This window comes from Vibrio sp. JC009 (genome assembly GCF_029016485.1).
In the GTDB taxonomy this organism is placed as follows: Bacteria; Pseudomonadota; Gammaproteobacteria; order Enterobacterales; family Vibrionaceae; genus Vibrio.
The window spans coordinates 406,640-424,238 of record NZ_CP092106.1; the positions used below are offsets into that span (position 1 = coordinate 406,640).

At 45.3% G+C, this 17,599-nt stretch carries 18 protein-coding genes and 4 tRNA genes; 8 read left to right on the forward strand and 14 right to left on the reverse strand.

The features are described 5' to 3' along the window. Positions 1-32: 32 nt before the first annotated feature. The 4 genes from L3Q72_RS01980 to L3Q72_RS01995 all read left to right on the forward strand — a co-directional run bounded on the left by L3Q72_RS01980 (position 33) and on the right by L3Q72_RS01995 (position 435). A tRNA-Phe gene (locus tag L3Q72_RS01980) sits at positions 33-108 on the forward strand. 53 nt (positions 109-161) lie between these two features. Continuing rightward, positions 162-237 (forward strand) — tRNA-Thr (locus L3Q72_RS01985). Positions 238-244: 7 nt separating this feature from the next. Beyond that, positions 245-320, forward strand: a tRNA-Phe gene (locus L3Q72_RS01990). A 39-nt stretch (positions 321-359) separates the two neighbouring features. After that, positions 360-435: transfer RNA gene (locus L3Q72_RS01995), tRNA-Asn, on the forward strand. Positions 436-667: 232 nt separating this feature from the next. On the opposite strand, the gene hemW is transcribed toward L3Q72_RS01995, so the two are convergent. From hemW to L3Q72_RS02025, 6 genes are read right to left on the reverse strand one after another with little or no spacing between them, the layout of a single operon-like run. Further along, a complete protein-coding gene (gene hemW, locus L3Q72_RS02000; protein ID WP_275131010.1) occupies positions 668-1,819 on the reverse strand; it encodes a radical SAM family heme chaperone HemW in 1,152 nt (383 codons plus the stop codon). Further along, positions 1,819-2,418 (reverse strand): XTP/dITP diphosphatase, encoded by a 600-nt coding sequence (locus tag L3Q72_RS02005; protein ID WP_275131011.1) that lies wholly within the window; start codon positions 2,416-2,418, stop codon positions 1,819-1,821. Before L3Q72_RS02005 ends, hemW begins: the two co-directional genes overlap by 1 nt. 26 nt (positions 2,419-2,444) lie before the next feature. Continuing rightward, the gene (yggU, locus tag L3Q72_RS02010; protein ID WP_275131012.1) at positions 2,445-2,732 is read right to left on the reverse strand and encodes a DUF167 family protein YggU; all 288 of its coding nucleotides are present in this window, start codon (positions 2,730-2,732) and stop codon (positions 2,445-2,447) included. Then, a complete protein-coding gene (locus L3Q72_RS02015) occupies positions 2,732-3,289 on the reverse strand; it encodes a YggT family protein (RefSeq protein ID WP_275131013.1) in 558 nt (185 codons plus the stop codon). The genes yggU and L3Q72_RS02015 overlap by 1 nt, the downstream gene beginning before the upstream one ends. Positions 3,290-3,307: 18 nt before the next feature. Then, positions 3,308-4,126: a pyrroline-5-carboxylate reductase gene (gene proC, locus L3Q72_RS02020; protein WP_275131014.1), complete on the reverse strand. Its 819-nt coding sequence runs from the start codon at positions 4,124-4,126 to the stop codon at positions 3,308-3,310. Between the two features lie 24 nt (positions 4,127-4,150). Beyond that, the gene (locus tag L3Q72_RS02025; RefSeq protein ID WP_275131015.1) at positions 4,151-4,861 is read right to left on the reverse strand and encodes a YggS family pyridoxal phosphate-dependent enzyme; all 711 of its coding nucleotides are present in this window, start codon (positions 4,859-4,861) and stop codon (positions 4,151-4,153) included. Between the two features lie 24 nt (positions 4,862-4,885). Here L3Q72_RS02025 and L3Q72_RS02030 point away from each other — a divergent pair, with 24 nt between their 5' ends. Both L3Q72_RS02030 and L3Q72_RS02035 read left to right on the forward strand, forming a co-directional pair. Continuing rightward, positions 4,886-5,929, forward strand: coding sequence for a type IV pilus twitching motility protein PilT (locus L3Q72_RS02030; protein WP_275131016.1), 1,044 nt, complete (start codon positions 4,886-4,888; stop codon positions 5,927-5,929). A gap of 162 nt (positions 5,930-6,091) precedes the next feature. Then, on the forward strand, positions 6,092-7,198 hold the full coding sequence (locus tag L3Q72_RS02035) for a PilT/PilU family type 4a pilus ATPase (protein ID WP_275131017.1): 1,107 nt from the start codon (positions 6,092-6,094) through the stop codon (positions 7,196-7,198). A gap of 16 nt (positions 7,199-7,214) precedes the next feature. Here L3Q72_RS02035 and ruvX read toward each other — a convergent pair whose 3' ends face one another. The 7 genes from ruvX to metK all read right to left on the reverse strand — a co-directional run bounded on the left by ruvX (position 7,215) and on the right by metK (position 12,673). Next, a complete protein-coding gene (gene ruvX, locus L3Q72_RS02040; protein WP_275131018.1) occupies positions 7,215-7,643 on the reverse strand; it encodes a Holliday junction resolvase RuvX in 429 nt (142 codons plus the stop codon). 122 nt (positions 7,644-7,765) lie between these two features. After that, the gene (locus tag L3Q72_RS02045) at positions 7,766-8,329 is read right to left on the reverse strand and encodes a YqgE/AlgH family protein (RefSeq protein ID WP_275131019.1); all 564 of its coding nucleotides are present in this window, start codon (positions 8,327-8,329) and stop codon (positions 7,766-7,768) included. Between the two features lie 41 nt (positions 8,330-8,370). Continuing rightward, positions 8,371-9,318, reverse strand: coding sequence for a glutathione synthase (gene gshB, locus L3Q72_RS02050; RefSeq protein ID WP_275131020.1), 948 nt, complete (start codon positions 9,316-9,318; stop codon positions 8,371-8,373). Between the two features lie 13 nt (positions 9,319-9,331). After that, positions 9,332-10,063, reverse strand: coding sequence for a 16S rRNA (uracil(1498)-N(3))-methyltransferase (rsmE, locus tag L3Q72_RS02055; protein WP_275131021.1), 732 nt, complete (start codon positions 10,061-10,063; stop codon positions 9,332-9,334). Positions 10,064-10,153: 90 nt separating this feature from the next. Then, positions 10,154-10,849 (reverse strand): endonuclease, encoded by a 696-nt coding sequence (locus L3Q72_RS02060; protein ID WP_275131022.1) that lies wholly within the window; start codon positions 10,847-10,849, stop codon positions 10,154-10,156. Between the two features lie 77 nt (positions 10,850-10,926). Beyond that, complete coding sequence (locus tag L3Q72_RS02065) at positions 10,927-11,433, reverse strand: SprT family zinc-dependent metalloprotease (RefSeq protein ID WP_275131023.1); 507 nt, start codon at positions 11,431-11,433, stop codon at positions 10,927-10,929. A gap of 85 nt (positions 11,434-11,518) precedes the next feature. After that, the gene (gene metK / locus L3Q72_RS02070; protein WP_275131024.1) at positions 11,519-12,673 is read right to left on the reverse strand and encodes a methionine adenosyltransferase; all 1,155 of its coding nucleotides are present in this window, start codon (positions 12,671-12,673) and stop codon (positions 11,519-11,521) included. Between the two features lie 396 nt (positions 12,674-13,069). Here metK and tkt point away from each other — a divergent pair, with 396 nt between their 5' ends. Beyond that, positions 13,070-15,064 carry a transketolase gene (gene tkt / locus L3Q72_RS02075; RefSeq protein ID WP_275131025.1) on the forward strand — a complete coding sequence of 665 codons (1,995 nt, stop codon included), beginning with the start codon at positions 13,070-13,072 and terminating at the stop codon, positions 15,062-15,064. A gap of 119 nt (positions 15,065-15,183) precedes the next feature. After that, a complete protein-coding gene (locus L3Q72_RS02080) occupies positions 15,184-16,833 on the forward strand; it encodes an LTA synthase family protein (RefSeq protein WP_275131026.1) in 1,650 nt (549 codons plus the stop codon). Here the strand turns inward: L3Q72_RS02080 and L3Q72_RS02085 are convergent. Then, positions 16,818-17,594 carry a hypothetical protein gene (locus tag L3Q72_RS02085; protein WP_275131027.1) on the reverse strand — a complete coding sequence of 259 codons (777 nt, stop codon included), beginning with the start codon at positions 17,592-17,594 and terminating at the stop codon, positions 16,818-16,820. The two genes, L3Q72_RS02080 and L3Q72_RS02085, sit on opposite strands and share 16 nt — an antisense overlap. Positions 17,595-17,599: the final 5 nt, after the last annotated feature.

Here is a 17,599-nt window from a genome sequence, read left to right on the forward strand (position 1 = left end):
AGGGCCGAAAATCCGTTTAATAGCGCTCCGTTGCCCGGATAGCTCAGTCGGTAGAGCAGAGGATTGAAAATCCTCGTGTCGGTGGTTCGATTCCGCCTCCGGGCACCATATTTAGATATTGGTGCTTTTGATAAGCTTCAGTATTAGAAAGAATAAAGTGTGCCGACTTAGCTCAGTAGGTAGAGCAACTGACTTGTAATCAGTAGGTCACCAGTTCGACTCCGGTAGTCGGCACCATTCTTTTGCCTCGATAGCTCAGTCGGTAGAGCAGAGGATTGAAAATCCTCGTGTCGGTGGTTCGATTCCGCCTCGAGGCACCATTATTTGGTGCTTCAACTCATAGAGTTGACACAAATAATTCCCCCTTAGTTCAGTTGGTAGAACGGCGGACTGTTAATCCGTATGTCGCAGGTTCGAGTCCCGCAGGGGGAGCCACTTTAAGAAAAAAGCCATCTCGTTTGAGGTGGCTTTTTTCGTTTTTGCTTTTAAGTAATTTAGAACGAGTTTCTTACTTGTTGTTGGTTCGGTGATCAGGCACCTGAATGGGCATGGTTCCACAAAACGCTCGGGCCATCCATGGGCGCTCAAACAAGGACTTCCCTGTCCTTGTATGTTTGTTCCACCATACCCACTCAGATGCCTTTGGGCTTTCTCGTACTTATTTTTGTTACATAAAGCATTCGAGCAGGTCGTTTAGGAAGAGTTTTCCTTTTTCGGTGATCTGCCATTCAGTCTCACTCTCTGCCAGGTAACCTTTATCCAGTGCTTGATTGAGTTGCTCCTGAATGTCTTTAAGTGTTAATCCGGTTCTGTCTAAAAAATCCTGCTTCGGACAAGCTTCCATTAAGCGGAAGCGGTTCATAAAGAACTCGAAAGGGCGGTCTTCTTTTTCTACCACGGTTTCTGTGTCCAGATAAGGCTTGAGCATGTTCAGATAGCCTCTGGGATGCTTAACCTTAGTTGTTCTTATGATTCTGCCGTCAGCAAAGCTCAGCTTGCCGTGAGAGCCGCAGCCGATGCCAAGGTAGTCACCAAAGCGCCAGTAGTTCAGGTTGTGCTGGCACTGGAATTCGGGCTTGCTGTAGCCGGAGATTTCGTATTGTACATAACCTGCTTCGGTGAGTTTTTTGTGTCCGGCATCGAAGATTTCCCACAGGTCGTCGTCATCCGGCAGTACCGGAGGTTTTGAATAGAACAGGGTGTTAGGTTCAATGGTTAACTGATACCAGGAGAGGTGAGGCGGATTAAGTTCTATCGCTTTCTCCAGGTCGCTCAGGGCCTGCTCTATGGATTGATCCGGCAAACCGTGCATCAGGTCCAGGTTAAAGCTTTTCAGGCCGATAGAGTGGGCCAGCTGCGCTGCATTAACGGCTTCATTCTGTCCGTGGATTCTTCCCAGGCGCTCCAGTTTTTCCTGCTCGAAGCTTTGAACGCCGATAGAGATACGGGTTACACCCTGTTTCTGGTACTGTGAAAAGCGTTCAGCCTCAATGGTACCTGGATTGGCTTCCATGGTGATTTCGATGTCTTCTTTGAAGGGAATTCTTTTACGAACTCCTTCAAGCAGGCGGCCGATCTCTTGCGGAGAAATCAGGCTGGGTGTACCACCACCGATAAAGATTGAATGCAGTTGTCTGCTATCACTCTCAAAAGCGTATTTTTCAATGTCTTTATCCAGATCCTCTAACAGAGCATCGATATACTGAGCTTCAGGGATTTCAGCTTTTAAGGCGTGAGAGTTGAAGTCGCAGTAGGGACATTTTTGTACACACCATGGAATATGTACATACAGGCTTAACGGTGGTGGTTTTAATATCATTACTTCTGCTGCTTCTTCAGTTCTTCAAACAGTACTTTCAGTGCTTTGCCACGGTGAGAAAGCTGTTTTTTCTCAGCCGCTTCCAGCTCTGCCGATGCACAGCCCTTTTCCGGAACCCAGAATACAGGGTCATAACCAAAGCCGTTGCTGCCTTTGGATTCTGTCAGGATCTGTCCTTCCCATTTACCGTGGCAGACGATAGGTGTCGGATCGTTTTCATGACGCATCAGAACCAGTACGCAGTGAAAGCGTGCGCTTCTTTCCGCTTCCGGTACGCCGTCCATATCTTGCAGCAGCTTTTCCAGATTTTTCTGGTCAGTAGCGCCTTCACCGGAGTAACGTGCGGAGTAGATGCCCGGAGCACCTTTCAGGTAATCCACTTCAAGGCCGGAATCATCCGCGATAGCCGGAAGGCCGGTCTCTTTTGCTGCATGGCGGGCTTTAATAATGGCGTTTTCAATAAATGTGGTGCCGGTTTCTGCGACCTCTGATACGTTAAATTCGCTTTGAGCCAGAACTTCGAAGCCGAAGTCTGAAAGCAGATCCGCCATTTCGCGAACCTTACCCTGATTGCCTGTTGCCAGAACGATTTTACTCATGATGATTCTCTCTTACAGAAAAGCTCTCATAAGAGAGCTTCAATTTCACTTGGTATTTGAGTGGGGGAACTGATCCGGACCTGCTTATGCCGCCCAAGCTCTCCCTTCTCTATATTTATTTGTCCCTTTGCCACCTTAAACTGTTTGCTTAGCACTTTAGTCAGGTGAGCATTGGCTTTTCCGTCCACCGGTGGTGCGGTAATCGCAATTTTCAGCTCGTCTCCGTGCAGGCCGACAATTTTGTCTCTGCTGGCTTTGGGCTGAATATAAAGGCGAAGCACTAAGTCTTCGCCTTCTTTCACTACTGCGGGCATTACAGCTGATACCAGATTGGACCGATTAGGTCAGCCATCAGGAAGTTAGCAAACTGCAGCGCGATAAACAGAACCAGTACGCTAAGATCCAGTCCACCCATTGCCGGGATAATGCGGCGGATAGGAGCAAGCATTGGCTCGGTTAGCTGGTGGAATACATACTCGATAGGGCTGCGGCCCTGGCTAACCCAGCTCATAATGGCGCGAATGATCAGTATCCAGAACAGCAGGCCACCGGCAGCTTTTACCAGCGACAGAAGCGCAAGAAACGGGAAGCTTGTGTCAAATGCCAGGCTGCCACCTGATACGATAAAGATCAGCGCGACAAACTTCACCAGGCAAAGCAGGTAGGCAAACAGTACCGTTGCCAGATCGATACTGCCGATGGATGGAATGAATCTGCGCAGCGGGGCTACCACAGGCTGCGTAGCTTTCACTATAAACTGAGAGAACGGATTATAAAAATCTGCTCTGGCAGCCTGTAGCCAGATTCTTAACAGCACCACCATGATGTATAAATCGAACAGGGTGGAGATCAGAAAACTCATTGAATTCATTATTAAACCTATCTGTAATTAGAATAACTTTTCCATTTCTTCCGCTCTCAGAACAGCGGCTTGCATTGCTTTCGCTACGATATCAGTTAGCTGATTTTCGTTAAATACTCTTAGTGCCTCAGCTGTGGTTCCACCTTTTGAAGTTACCTGTTCTCTTAAAGTGGAAAGTTCTGTATCAGCATTGGCGATAACCATTTCAGCTGCTCCCAGCGCTGACTGTTGTACCAGTAGCCGGGCGGTCTCTTTATCAAAGCCCTGTGCGATGGCTTCACTTTGCATCGCTTCCATAAACAGGAAGAAGTAGGCCGGAGCGCTACCCGCTGCTGCGATAACATTGTTGATTTCTGTTTCCCGTTCAACCCAGCATACTTTACCAACGGCTGTCATTAACTCACCGGCAAAGTCTTTGTCCTGCTCAGTGACTGCAGGCGCTGCGTATAGGCCGCTCATTCCCTGACTGACAAGAGCTGGTGTGTTTGGCATTACGCGCACAAGGTTCAGTTCAGTTTCCAGCAGTTCATTCAGACGGGATGCAGAGATACCGGCTGCAATAGAAATAACCAGCTTGTCAGAAAAATCGATATCGGTCAGCCCGCCACACACAAGTTCCATCAGCTGTGGTTTTACGGCCAGAACTATCACATCGGCATCGGCTGCTGCGTCATGGTTGTCTTTTGCTGTATTCACGCCATACAGTTGTGTCAGCAGTTCTCTCTGCTCTTTGTTTGGGTCGGTTGCTGTAATATTTGATGCCTCATAACCGCTGGAAACCAGTCCTGCGATGATAGAGCGAGCCATATTACCGGCACCGATAAATGTGATTTTTCTGTTTTCCATATTCTTTTCTTCCTGAAGCTGCTGTTATTTTTTGTTTGAATAGTCTCTGGCACCAAAAATCGCGGTACCAATTCTTACCATAGTACTACCGGCTTCCACGGCGGCTTCCATATCGCCACTCATTCCCATTGATAAGGTGTCTAAACCTTCATACTTAGCAGCCAGTTTGTTTTTAAGGTCTGCCAGTTGAGTAAATGCGCTTAACTGAGACTGGTGGTCAGACACATTGGCCGGAATAGACATCAACCCTTTTAAAGTGAGGTTTGGCAGAGCAGAAATCAACTCAGCCAGTGCAAAAACTTCCGCTTCTGTGGTGCCGGACTTACTCTCTTCGCCACTGGTGTTTACCTGAATCAGAACCTTTAGCGGTGGAAGGTTCGCCGGTCTCTGATCATTCAGACGTCTGGCAATTTTCTCACGGTCGATGGTGTGAACCCAGTCGAAGTGCTCGGCGACCAGTTTCGTTTTGTTTGACTGTATCGGGCCGATAAAGTGCCACTCCAGTTGTTCACTGGCGTGGTTTTCAGTGAAGTACTGAACTTTATCAACGCCTTCCTGAACATAGTTTTCACCAAATGCTCTCTGGCCTGCTGCTATCGCTTCTTCAATAGCTTCAACCGGCTTGGTCTTACTTACCGCGAGAAGCTGTACAGAATCTTGTGGTCGGCCACATTTAATTTCTTCACTGCGGATTTGTGTGATGATCTGTTCTATATTTTGTTGAATACTAGACATAATTTATCTGATTAAGGAATTTTCATGGATATCGCTGAGTTACTGCAATTTAGTGTAAAGCATAATGCTTCAGATCTACATCTTTCTGCAGGTGTTCCTCCAATGATAAGGATAGATGGTGATGTAAGAAAGCTTGGAATGCCGGCATTTTCTCATTCTGATGTTCACAGACTGGTTTTTGACATTATGAATGATGCGCAAAGAAGCGAATTTGAAGAAAAGCTGGAGACGGATTTTTCCTTTGAGTTGCCGGATGTGGGGCGCTTTAGGGTGAATGCCTTTAATCAGTCCAGAGGGTGTGCGGCTGTTTTTCGTACCATCCCGACAAGAATTCCGACACTGGATGAGCTTTCCGCTCCTGAGATTTTTTCTGAGATAGCAAACTATGAAAAAGGTCTGGTTCTGGTGACTGGCCCAACGGGCTCTGGTAAGTCTACGACGCTGGCGGCAATGGTTGACTATGTTAACCAGCACCATAATAAGCATATCCTGACCATTGAAGATCCGATTGAGTTTGTTCATCAGAATAATAAGTGTCTGATTAACCAGCGGGAAGTGCACAGGGATACCCATAGCTTTAAAGCGGCTCTGCGTTCTGCTTTACGTGAAGACCCGGATGTGATTCTGGTGGGTGAGCTTCGCGATCAGGAAACCATTAGTCTGGCATTAACAGCAGCGGAAACCGGGCATCTGGTATTTGGTACTCTGCACACCAGTTCTGCGGCTAAAACCATTGACCGTATTATTGATGTGTTCCCGGGCTCTGAGAAAAATATGGTTCGTTCAATGCTGTCTGAGTCGCTTCGCGCGGTTATTGCTCAGAAGCTGCTAAAGCGTGTTGGCGGGGGCAGGGTGGCCTGTCATGAGGTGATGATTGCTAACAACGCTATCCGTAACCTTATCCGCGAAGATAAAGTAGCTCAGATGTTGTCTATTATTCAGACGGGGGCAGCTTCAGGTATGAAAACCATGGAGCAGAGTGCGAAGCAGCTTCTGGCGCGGGGAGAGGTTGAGCAGGAAGAAGTAAATAAGAAAATTGAGATAGTGCAAATGAGTTCTACTTTTTAAGTAGGTTTCCGTGGGGGCGGCAGACAGGTATTGATAATCAGACACGCATAAATACATCCATGTAGCTCTGCTTTGCCATCCATGGCAAAGAAGGTCTGTTTATCAATACCTGTCTACCGCCTTGAACTCCGGAGTATTAAATTTTTTATAGAGGGAGCGGCAATGCAGTTGGATCAGATTCTGGAATCGATGCTGGAAAACAAAGCATCGGATCTTTATATCACGGTGGATGCACCCTGTTTGTTGCGGGTGCATGGTGAGCTTACCGGCGTAGGTGAAAAACTGAATGAAGAGGGCGTGTTTCAGTTTCTTGATACTATTATGGATGAGCAGCGTAAGCAGGATTATCTGGCGAGTAAGGAGGCCAACTTTGCCATTGTCAGAAATAGTGGCCGTTTCCGTGTCAGTGCTTTTTTTCAGAGGGAGTTGCCGGGGGCCGTTATCCGCCGGATTGAAACTGTGATTCCGACCTTTGAAGAGCTGAAGCTTCCCGAAGTACTGAAAGAGCTGGCAACAGCTAAACGCGGCCTGGTGCTGGTGGTAGGGGCGACGGGTTCCGGTAAATCAACTACCATGGCGGCAATGACGGGATACAGAAATGATAACCGGTCAGGTCATATTCTTACCGTGGAAGATCCCATTGAGTTTGTCCACGAACATAAGAAGTGTCTGGTGACACAAAGGGAAGTGGGATTAGATACGGAGAGCTTTGAAGTGGCGCTGAAAAACTCCCTTCGTCAGGCTCCGGATATGATTCTGATTGGTGAGATCCGTAGCCGTGAAACAATGGAGTTTGCCATGAACTTTGCGGAAACCGGGCATCTGTGTATGGCGACTTTGCACGCCAATAATGCCAATCAGGCGCTGGAGCGAATTCTTAACCTTGTTCCGAAAGAGGGTAGGGATCAGTTTTTGTTTGATCTTTCCAATAATCTGAAGGGCGTAATAGCGCAGCAGTTGATCAAAGACAAAAACGGCAATGCCCGCCATGGCTGCTTTGAGTTATTGCTAAATACCCCAAGGATCGCCGATTTGATCCGGCGAGGCGATCTGCATGAGCTGAAAGCGACCATGGCAAGATCAACCGAAAGCGGTATGAAGACTTTTGATCAGTCTCTTTATGAATTGGTGATCGAGGATAAGATCGCTGAAGATGATGCTCTGCACAGCGCAGATTCTGCCAATGATCTGAGAATGATGCTAAAAGCGAAGCGCGGTGGCAATTTTGGTTCTGGCGCTATGGATGGGGTTAGTATTGATATGGAGTGAGAAGAGTAGCTGATAGCTACTCCCCCCACTGCGCCTCAAACCAGCTCTCAAGAATCACTACCGCCGACTGACAGTCCACATTCCCTTTACTTAAAGCTTTATAGCCACCCATATCAAACAACTCTGAACGTGCTTCTGCGGTAGAAAGACGTTCATCATGCAGCTCTACGGGAAGGCCAAACCTGCCGTGCAGGCGGTTTGCGAATTTCTTAGCTCTTGGAGTAATGGTTTCCAGATCTTTTCCATAAAGATCCGTTGGCAGGCCAACCACTATAAGGTCCGGTTGCCACTCTTTGATCTGTTTTTCAATATCATCCCAGTTAGGGATGCCATCATTAGCTTTAAATGCTTTCAAAGGGGAAGCAGTACCGGTAATTTCCTGGCCAATGGCGCTGCCGATGCTTTTGGTGCCGTAGTCGAAGGACATGATTGTTTTTGAGGACATTTTATTATATTCGCTTAGTTGTTTAATCTTGGGCTATGGGGCTATGGGGCTATGGGGCTATGGGGCGGCTTGTACCCTATCACCCCATCACCCTTAAGGGCAAAGCCTGTCCCTATAGCCTTTTACGCATGCCCCGCATCCGCAGACAGTTGCGCTGCATCAATCCCCAGCATCTTAACCGCCCGGTTCCATCTGTCCTGAACCGGAGTGTCAAAGATAACACTTGGGTCGGCTTCTACAGTCAGCCAGGAGTTTTCAGCCAGCTCATGTTCCAGCTGACCAGCTGTCCAGCCTGAGTAACCCAGAGCGACAATATAGTCTTTGGGTTCAGCTTCTGTGCCCAGAACGCCAAGGATATCTTTTGAAGTGGTTACGGAAAGGTCATCCGTCATCTGGATGCTTGAGTGATATTTATCCTTTGGCCTATGGAGTATAAATCCACGGTCTTCAGATACCGGACCACCACTGAGAACCTGCTGGCTCAAGCTCTGTGGGTTAACCTGAGGCTGGTCTGGCTCAACTTCCACCTGTTGGAGCATTCCGCCCACAGTAATGTCGATAGGGGCATTTACCACGATTCCCATTGCCCCTTCGTCAGTGTGCTCACAAATGTAGATAACCGACCGTTGAAAAAACGGGTCTTGCATCCCTGGCATCGCCACGAGGAAGTGATTTGCTAAATTCATGTTATCTCTCCTGCACAAATATGAATGACGGATGCCTGTTTTTATTTGTTTACTCTTTTTTCGATTGCATCCATTAGCTTACCCGTTATAGAAATATCAAACGCTGCTTCTATCTCACGGATACAGGTAGGGCTGGTTACATTTATTTCTGTTAATTTGTCACCGATAACATCCAAGCCAACGAAGATTAGCCCCTTTTCTTTAAGTGTAGGCGCAACTGCGCGTGCAATGTTGAGATCCGTTTCACTTAATGGTCTTGGCTCACCTGTGCCGCCTGCTGCCAGGTTGCCTCTTGTTTCGCCTTTGGCCGGAATTCGGGCCAGGCTGTAAGGCATTGGCTCTCCGTCAACGACCAGAATTCGCTTGTCACCGTTGCTGATATCCGGAACAAATGTCTGGGCCATGGCGTAGTATTCGCCGTGGTTGGTCAGTGCTTCGATGATCACCGACATATTAGGGTCGCCCTGCTTAACCCGGAATATTGACGCTCCGCCCATTCCGTCCAGAGGCTTAAGAATGATATCGCCATGCTCTTGCTGAAATTCGCGGATTCGTTTTGCTTTGCGGGTCACAATGGTGGTTGGTGTCAGTTCCGGGAACCAGGCTGTAAACAGCTTTTCATTGCAGTCACGCAGACTCTGAGGCTTGTTTACGATAAGAGTGCCTTTTTCTTCTGCACGTTCAAGGATATAGGTGGCGTAAATGTATTCCGTATCAAACGGTGGATCTTTACGCATAAGCACTGCATCCAACTCTGACAGTTCGATGGTTTGCTCAGATTTAAATTCATACCAGCCGTTTGGATCTTCTTTAAGCTCTACGATCCTGGTGTCTGCCATGGCAACGCCTTGCTCAAGGCTAAGATCCTGCATTTCCATATAGTGGATTTCATAACCACGCTTTTGCGCTTCAAGCAGCATGGCGAAACTTGAATCTTTTTTGATGTTAATGGATGAAATCGGATCCATTACTATGCCGAGTTTAATCATTTCTTTCTCCCGATTAACCAAGATCACCGAAGCGAACTTGTAATGCTGTAATTGCGGTTAGCGCGGCTGTTTCTGTTCTCAGAACCCGTGGACCTAACAGGGTTTCTTCAAATTTATATTCTTCGGTCATGGCGATTTCATCTGCCGATAATCCGCCTTCCGGGCCGATAAGCAGGCGAACCTTGCTGATTGGCTCTGGCAGAGTATTAATGGAGTACTTTGCTCTCGGGTGCAGGTTTAGCTTTAAGGCGTCATCCTGCTCGGCGCACCAGTCTTCCAGTTTCATCAGTGGACGTACTACCGGAACCCGGTTTCTGCCGCACTGTTCACAGGCTGAAACCGCAATTTTTTGCCACTGAGCCAGTTTTTTCTCAAAACGTTTAGGGTCGAGTTTTACACCGCAACGTTCAGAGATAAGCGGGGTAATGGTGTTTACGCCCAGCTCCACGGATTTTTGAATCGTGAATTCCATTTTTTCTCCGCGGGATACCACCTGACCAAGATGGATATCCAGAGGAGATTCAGAGCTTCGCTCCACTCTTTCCTTTATTTCAACCTGAACACTTTTCTTACCAACTTCTGAAATCACTGCCGGAAATTCTGCATTGCTTCCGTCAAACAGCAGCACTTCCTGACCAGTTTTCATTCTCAGTACCCGGCCTATATGTCCGGCGGCATCGTCACTGAGAGCCAGTAAACCAAGTTGAGTGATGGGTTCGGGGTGGTAAATTCGTGGGATTCGCATTGAAGCCGCTTCCTGAATAAAAATGGACAACTTTCCATAACATGGATGCGGCTGGGGGAAAAAACAAGGGCAGTACCGAATGCTGTCGTATTATTCGCACTGCTTAACAACAAACGGGTTGTGATTGCCCTGTATTTTACTGATTCTTCTGTCCCGCTCGCATTCCCATTCATTCACAGGGTAGGTTTTATTCCAGGCATTCATCAGGTTAGTCTGCTGTTTTGACAGCGTAAAACCATACTCCTGCGACATATAAAGATAGGCTCTGGCAACGGCACCACGTGCTCTTTCCGGCGGCATGGCTTTGCGCTGTTTGAAGTTGACCTGCATTTCGCACGCGCCATAGGTTACGCCGTCCAGGCCATTCCACTGGCTGAAGTTGTAGTTTGAGCGGTCGCCGTTTACTTCACCAATTGCCGGGGTGAGGTTATGAAGGTCAGCTTCCATCAGACGAAACTGAGAGTCGTTTTTACTGCAGTTCTTCCTGCCGCCATTCTGCCAGCACTGGCGCTGGTGGCCAAACTGCCAGGCCGGAACCACATGTTCCCATTCGATACGACTGGCTCTTCTTTCCTGTTTGCGGACCTGATAGCCGCACTCTTCCAACTGAGGAATCCCTTTTCTTCCCTGCCACTCGATATCGCAGCCGCAGTAAAAGCTGACAGGGTGGTCCTGATAGATTTTAACCGCGATTTTCTTTGCTTTAGAAAACGACGAAGGGGGCGCAGAGAACGCAACAGCAGGAACTAGTGCGACAGAAAGTATGAGTAAATGTGATTTGAGCATATAAAGGACTGAAGTTAAGTATTATTTTATTCAGTCTAACACTCATTTGTCGTATTGGTATGTGGTTCTGATTGATTTTAGGAAAGTTGTTTTCCGGTAAACAAAAGCGGCTGCCTGCAACTTTTACAAATATAGTTTGCCTGTTTTCTCTGAACTTTATTATGGCGTCTTATGGAAAGGGCGTACTGTTCACAGCTGCACTGATATTCAAAGGTCTTCCCCTGAACCGAGATAACCTCAAAGCTATGTGTGGTTTTTGCCGGAATACCGAACACCTTCTCCATCACCATCTGCCACTCTTTCCCATGAGGGCGGACTTTACCAAACACCTGAAAGGTAACCAGATGAGCCACTTCATGAGGAATCACTTCATTAATAAAAGCGGTATAGTTTTCTTCAAAAAGAACCCGGTTTAACCGGATCTCGCTGGCCTGAAGATAAGCCTTCCCTGCAGCTTTACCACGAAGCTTAAAATTAACAGAAGGAAGTTCAAAAGAGCGCTGAAAAGCAACCTCAGCCCGGTGAACACACCAGGAAAGTTTATCTTGGATATCTTTATATTTTTGCTCAGCTAATTTATTCATATGCATAAAAAAGGTTGAGCAAGTTGCCCAACCTAATATTTTTAACCTGCAACCTGCAACCTGCAACCTGCAACCTGCAACCTTATTATTTAATTCCCGCAAAATCGCGAATAAGCTCAACTTTATCCGTCTTCTCCCAAGGGAACTCTTCACGACCAAAGTGACCGTAAGCAGCCGTCTTCTTGTAGATAGGCTGAAGCAGGCTCAGCATTTCCTGAAGACCGTATGGGCGCAGGTCGAAGAACTTACGTACAGCATCGATGATGATGTCGTGAGACACTTTTTCTGTACCGAAGGTTTCAACCATAATAGAAGTTGGATCAGCAACACCGATTGCGTAAGAAAGCTGGATTTCACAACGGTCTGCAAGACCAGCTGCAACGATGTTCTTAGCAACGTAACGAGCTGCGTAAGCTGCAGAGCGGTCAACCTTAGATGGATCTTTACCAGAGAAAGCACCACCACCGTGACGAGCAGCACCACCGTAGGTATCTACGATGATCTTACGGCCAGTCAGACCACAGTCACCCATTGGGCCACCGATAACAAAACGGCCGGTTGGGTTGATAAAGTATTTCGTTTCTTTGTTCAGCCACTCTGTCGGAAGAACCGGCTTGATGATCTCTTCCATTACTGCTTCACGCAGAGCGTCAGTAGAGATTGAATCACAGTGCTGAGTAGAAAGAACAACCGCATCGATGCCTACGATCTTGCCTTGGTCGTACTGGAAAGTTACCTGAGACTTAGCGTCCGGACGCAACCATGGCAGTGTGCCGTTCTTACGTACTTTCGCTTGTCTTTCCATCAGACGGTGTGCGTAAGTAATCGGAGCTGGCATTAGCACGTCAGTTTCGTTAGTCGCGTAACCAAACATGATGCCCTGGTCGCCAGCGCCCTGTTCTTTAGGATCAGTCTTATCAACACCCTGGTTGATGTCAGGAGACTGCTTACCGATAGTGTTCAGAATTGCACATGAATCAGCATCAAAGCCCATGTCCGAATGAACGTAGCCGATTTCACGAACAGTTTCACGAGTCAGTTCTTCAATATCAACCCATGCAGAGGTAGTGATTTCACCACCTACCATTACCATCCCTGTTTTAACATAGGTCTCACAAGCTACACGGGCTTTAGAATCCTGCTCAAGAATAGCGTCAAGAACGGCATCAGAGATCTGGTCTGCGATTTTATCCGGATGACCTTCAGATACAGATTCTGAAGTAAATAGGTGCTTAGCCATAATAGTGAGCTCCGTAATTTAAAGGTTAAAAAAGATGCTCAGCTGCATCTTTTAAAAAATAGTGTGATTTTGTAAATACGCCTACACATGTAGGGGCTTTTACATCTAGACGTCTATTTTAGATTCTTCCAGTAAAAATACAAGTGAAAATTGATATAAGTCAGGATAGCAACTATCAGCTATCAGCCGTCAGTCTTTAGTTGTACTTGACTTAGTTACACGATAATGTCCCCATAACCCCATAACCCCATAACCCCATAACCCCATAACCCGCAATTCCCTAAGTAAAACGTTTGCAGTCCGCAACCGCCTTTGAGAGAATATGCCCGCAAATTTCCGGATGAAATTTTTATTACTTCTTTCTCTATCAATTCGCTTATCTATTCAGGAGCAGACATGCCGTCTCAAAAAGAATTAGCAAATGCAATCCGTGCACTGAGCATGGACGGTGTTCAACAAGCAAACTCTGGTCACCCTGGTGCGCCTATGGGTATGGCTGATATCGCCGAAGTACTTTGGCGGGGCCACATGAACCACAACCCACAAAACCCTGAGTGGGCTGACCGCGACCGTTTTATCCTGTCAAACGGCCACGGCTCTATGCTGATTTACTCTCTGCTTCACCTGACTGGCTACGAGCTGTCTATCGATGACCTGAAAAACTTCCGTCAGCTGCATTCTAAAACTCCGGGCCACCCTGAGTATGGTTATGCACCAGGCGTTGAGACAACAACAGGTCCTCTTGGTCAGGGCATCACTAACGCAGTTGGTATGGCGATGGCTGAGCGTGCTCTTGCTGAGCAGTTCAACAAAGAAGGTCACGATATCGTAGACCACAATACTTACGTATTTATGGGTGACGGCTGTCTGATGGAAGGTGTTTCTCACGAAGCATGTTCTCTTGCAGGTACACTTGGTCTTGGCAAGCTTATCGCTTTCTGGGATGACAACGGTATCTCTATCGACGGTCACGTTGAAGGCTGGTTTGCAGACGACACGCCTAAGCGTTTTGAAGCTTACGGCTGGCATGTTATTCCTGCTGTTGACGGTCATGATGCGCAAGCGATTAACGCTGCTATCGAAGCTGCGAAAGCAGACCCTCGTCCAACACTTATCTGTACTAAGACTATCATCGGTTTTGGTTCTCCAAACAAGTCCGGCTCTCACGACTGTCACGGTGCGCCTCTTGGTCATGAAGAAATTGCAGCAGCACGTGAATTCCTTGGCTGGGAACACGCTCCTTTTGAAATCCCGGCAGATATCTACTCTGAGTGGGATGCGAAAGAAGCTGGCGCGGCGAAGGAAGCTGACTGGAATGCTAAATTTGAAGCATACGCAGCAGCATACCCAGAGCTTGCAGCAGAATTTAAGCGCCGCGTAAACGGTGAGCTTCCTGCAGAGTGGGAAGAGAAGACTTCAGCAATCATTGCTGACCTTCAGGCAAACCCGGCAAACATCGCATCACGTAAAGCTTCTCAGAACGCGCTTGAAGCTTTCGGTAAGATGCTTCCTGAATTTATGGGCGGCTCTGCTGACCTTGCGCCTTCTAACCTGACTATGTGGTCTGGCTCTAAGTCTCTGACTCGCGAAGACTTCTCTGGCAACTACATCCACTACGGTGTACGTGAGTTCGGTATGACGGCTATCATGAACGGTATCGCGCTTCACGGTGGTTTTGTTCCTTACGGTGCAACCTTCCTGATGTTTATGGAATACGCACGTAACGCAATGCGTATGGCTGCTCTGATGAAAGTTCAGAACATCCAGGTTTACACGCACGACTCAATCGGTCTGGGTGAAGACGGCCCGACTCACCAGCCGGTAGAGCAGATTGCTTCTCTGCGTGTGACTCCAAACATGAGCACATGGCGTCCATGTGACCAGGTTGAATCTGCAGTAGCATGGAAATACGCAATCGAGCGTAAAGACGGCCCGACTTCACTTATCTTCTCTCGTCAGAACCTGGCGCAGCAGGAACGTGATGCAGAGCAGTTGGCGAACATCGCAAAAGGTGCTTACGTACTGAAAGAGTGTGAAGGCAAGCCTGATCTTATCTTTATCGCAACAGGTTCAGAAGTTGAGCTTGCAGTAGAAGCTGCAGCAGTACTGACAGCTGAAGGCAAGAAAGTACGCGTTGTTTCAATGCCTGCTACTGATGTATTCGATGCACAGGACGAAGCTTACCGCGAATCTGTACTGCCATCTGATGTAACCGCACGTGTTGCTGTTGAAGCGGGTATTGCAGACTACTGGTACAAGTACGTTGGCTTCGGTGGCCGTATCGTTGGTATGACGACCTTTGGTGAGTCTGCTCCTGCCGGTGAGCTGTTCAAGATGTTCGGCTTTACTGTTGAGAATGTGGTTGAGAAGGCTAAGGAAGTTTTGGTTTAAACCCTTAGCTTTTGTCAGCTTTTAGTTAAAGCGCCCTTTCTTTAGTTGAGAAAAGGCGCTTTTTCTTTTATAAAATGAATTATATTCGGTGAGCTGCCTATTTATATCGAGGTTGTTACATGTTGCTGGTCTTTTTGTTCCTTATTTATATAGTAAAGGTTTATTCTCTAGGACGTGCTTTCTATATTGATGACCCTAGTAGTTATATAAATATAGCTATCAGTGATAGTGTAATAATTTTTCTTTGCTTTTCTATTTATTATTCTTCGACTTTGTTTAATCAGTGGATATCGAAACTGTTAAAGCTACTTATATTTCTTATTTCTCTATTCTATATACTAGATCTTTTGATTATATATACTTTTAATTCAAGGTTCTATCTTGATGATATCGGGAAATATTTAACTAACTTAGAGTTGGATGTAGTTAAACCGTTTTATGTGTTGTTGATTTCGTGTTTTCTATATTTTGGATTGACCTTTTGTATAAGAGAGAATAATAATCTTAAAAGAGTTTGGTTTAAGATTATAACTTCTTTGTTATTAATGGTTGTAGCTTCTTTATATAGTGTGGATTCTTCTGTTAGAAGTCCATTTTTTAAGAATTACATATTGGTTAATCTTTCTATTACATATAAAGCGGAATATTCAGATGAATTTGTTAAGTCTTTTTCGTACGTTAATGATGAACAATGTGGGAAGATATCTACGAAGATACCTAAAAATATAGTTATATTTCTTTTTGAGTCCTGGTCGTACTATCAAAGTGAATGGTTTGGTGGAGACAAAAACTGGACTCCACAATTGGATAAGTTAGCAAAGGAGAACATATCATATAATAATTTTTATGCGAATGGATTTACCACCGAAGCTGGACTGTATGCTTTGTTCACTGGGGATATTCTAATTCCTTATAAAGTCGGTTATGGAACAGATGGTGCAGTGGGGTTAAACTCAATTGGATACAGTTCCTCTCTGCCTAATAGATTTTCAAAATTGGGATATATAACTAAATTTATAACTTCAGGGGACTTGAATTTTTTAAATAAAAGATCATGGTTAAAATCATTAGGATTTGAAAGAATTATGGGTAATGAGATTTTTGATAAAAAAGAACGGAAATTCCTATTTGATTCGGTGTCTGATGAAATGCTCTATACTAAAGTGAATGATTTGATTAATGACGACAATAATAATTTTATAGTTGTTGAAAATGTAAATACTCATCAACCTTATTACTACCCTGATAATGGAGAAGTGAAAATTTCAGAGGAGTTTGCATTTAAATATGCAGATAAGCAACTTTCGAAGGCTGTTCATAGTCTCTCTGAACCTGATACTATGATTGTTGTAATGAGTGACCACCGGGCAATGACACCAATAACGGAAAAAGAAAAGTCTGATTCTGGTAGGATGGCTGCTAGTAAGGTGCCAATGTTTATCGTTTGGAAAAATAAAAATATTACTGTAGAAAATGTGCTTCAACAAACGGATGTTCTTCCAAGTATTCTAAATATGATAGATGGACACCAATGTATTTCAAGTTCAAGAGGAGCTATATTACCAACGAATAATATAGCGGATTCTAAATGTGTTTATTATGCTAGAGGGGATGAAAGGTCTAAAGTTTCGGTTATGTGTGACAATAATCAGTTTGATGTTTTATTAGATGGTGATGATACTAGGGTTCTTGAGAAAGGAACTTTTGAATATAAATCAGTTGACTACTTAAATATGATTAGAATAAAAAACGATCAGGGTATTAGATAATCTGTATATATTTCTGATATGTGTTTTTCTTCCATAAACATGACCATCTCTCCCTCATTGTTTACTGTATGCACATAGGTAGGAATTCCAAGTTTCTTTAATTTTAAAGGTAGATCTGTTATGGCTCTTTCTTTAGGCATTGTAATGGCAATATTTCCGTAGAAATCTTTTATTTTATATAGAACATAGTTATTATTTATCAGATGTCCATATAGAGCCCAGATAACATTTTTAAATCCAATTTTTCTTACTTCTTTTAAGTTGTCTGGGTCATATATTTGTGGTATTACTCTATCTTTTGCTTCTGGAATTTGTTGATAAATTTTTTTCAAACCTCTTAAGTTATCACTCTTTATATCGGTTATTATTACTGTGCCAGTATTTTTATTCATCCAATGGGACAGTCCTTTTAAGGTACAGTTTTTATATGTCTTTTCCTCATCTACAATCGATTTAAATTCATTTAAAGACGGTACCCTATGAGGACCTTTGGAAGGGTAAAAAGACCTCCAGTCATGAGCGCAGACTAAGTGTTTATCTGATGTAAATAAAAAATCTATTTCGAAGTATTTAAACCCATTATTAAGATTATAATCTAAGGCTTCATAAGAGTTTGTATAGGTGTGGTTATCGATTGCACCACCTGCATGAGCTACTCTTTCTGTGGGGAACCCTTTCGCTTTAGTCGATAATGGATAATAAAAAGGAACGAAACTATAAACAAAAAGAACGAAGACCAGTGGGTAATATATAAACCTCATGCAAT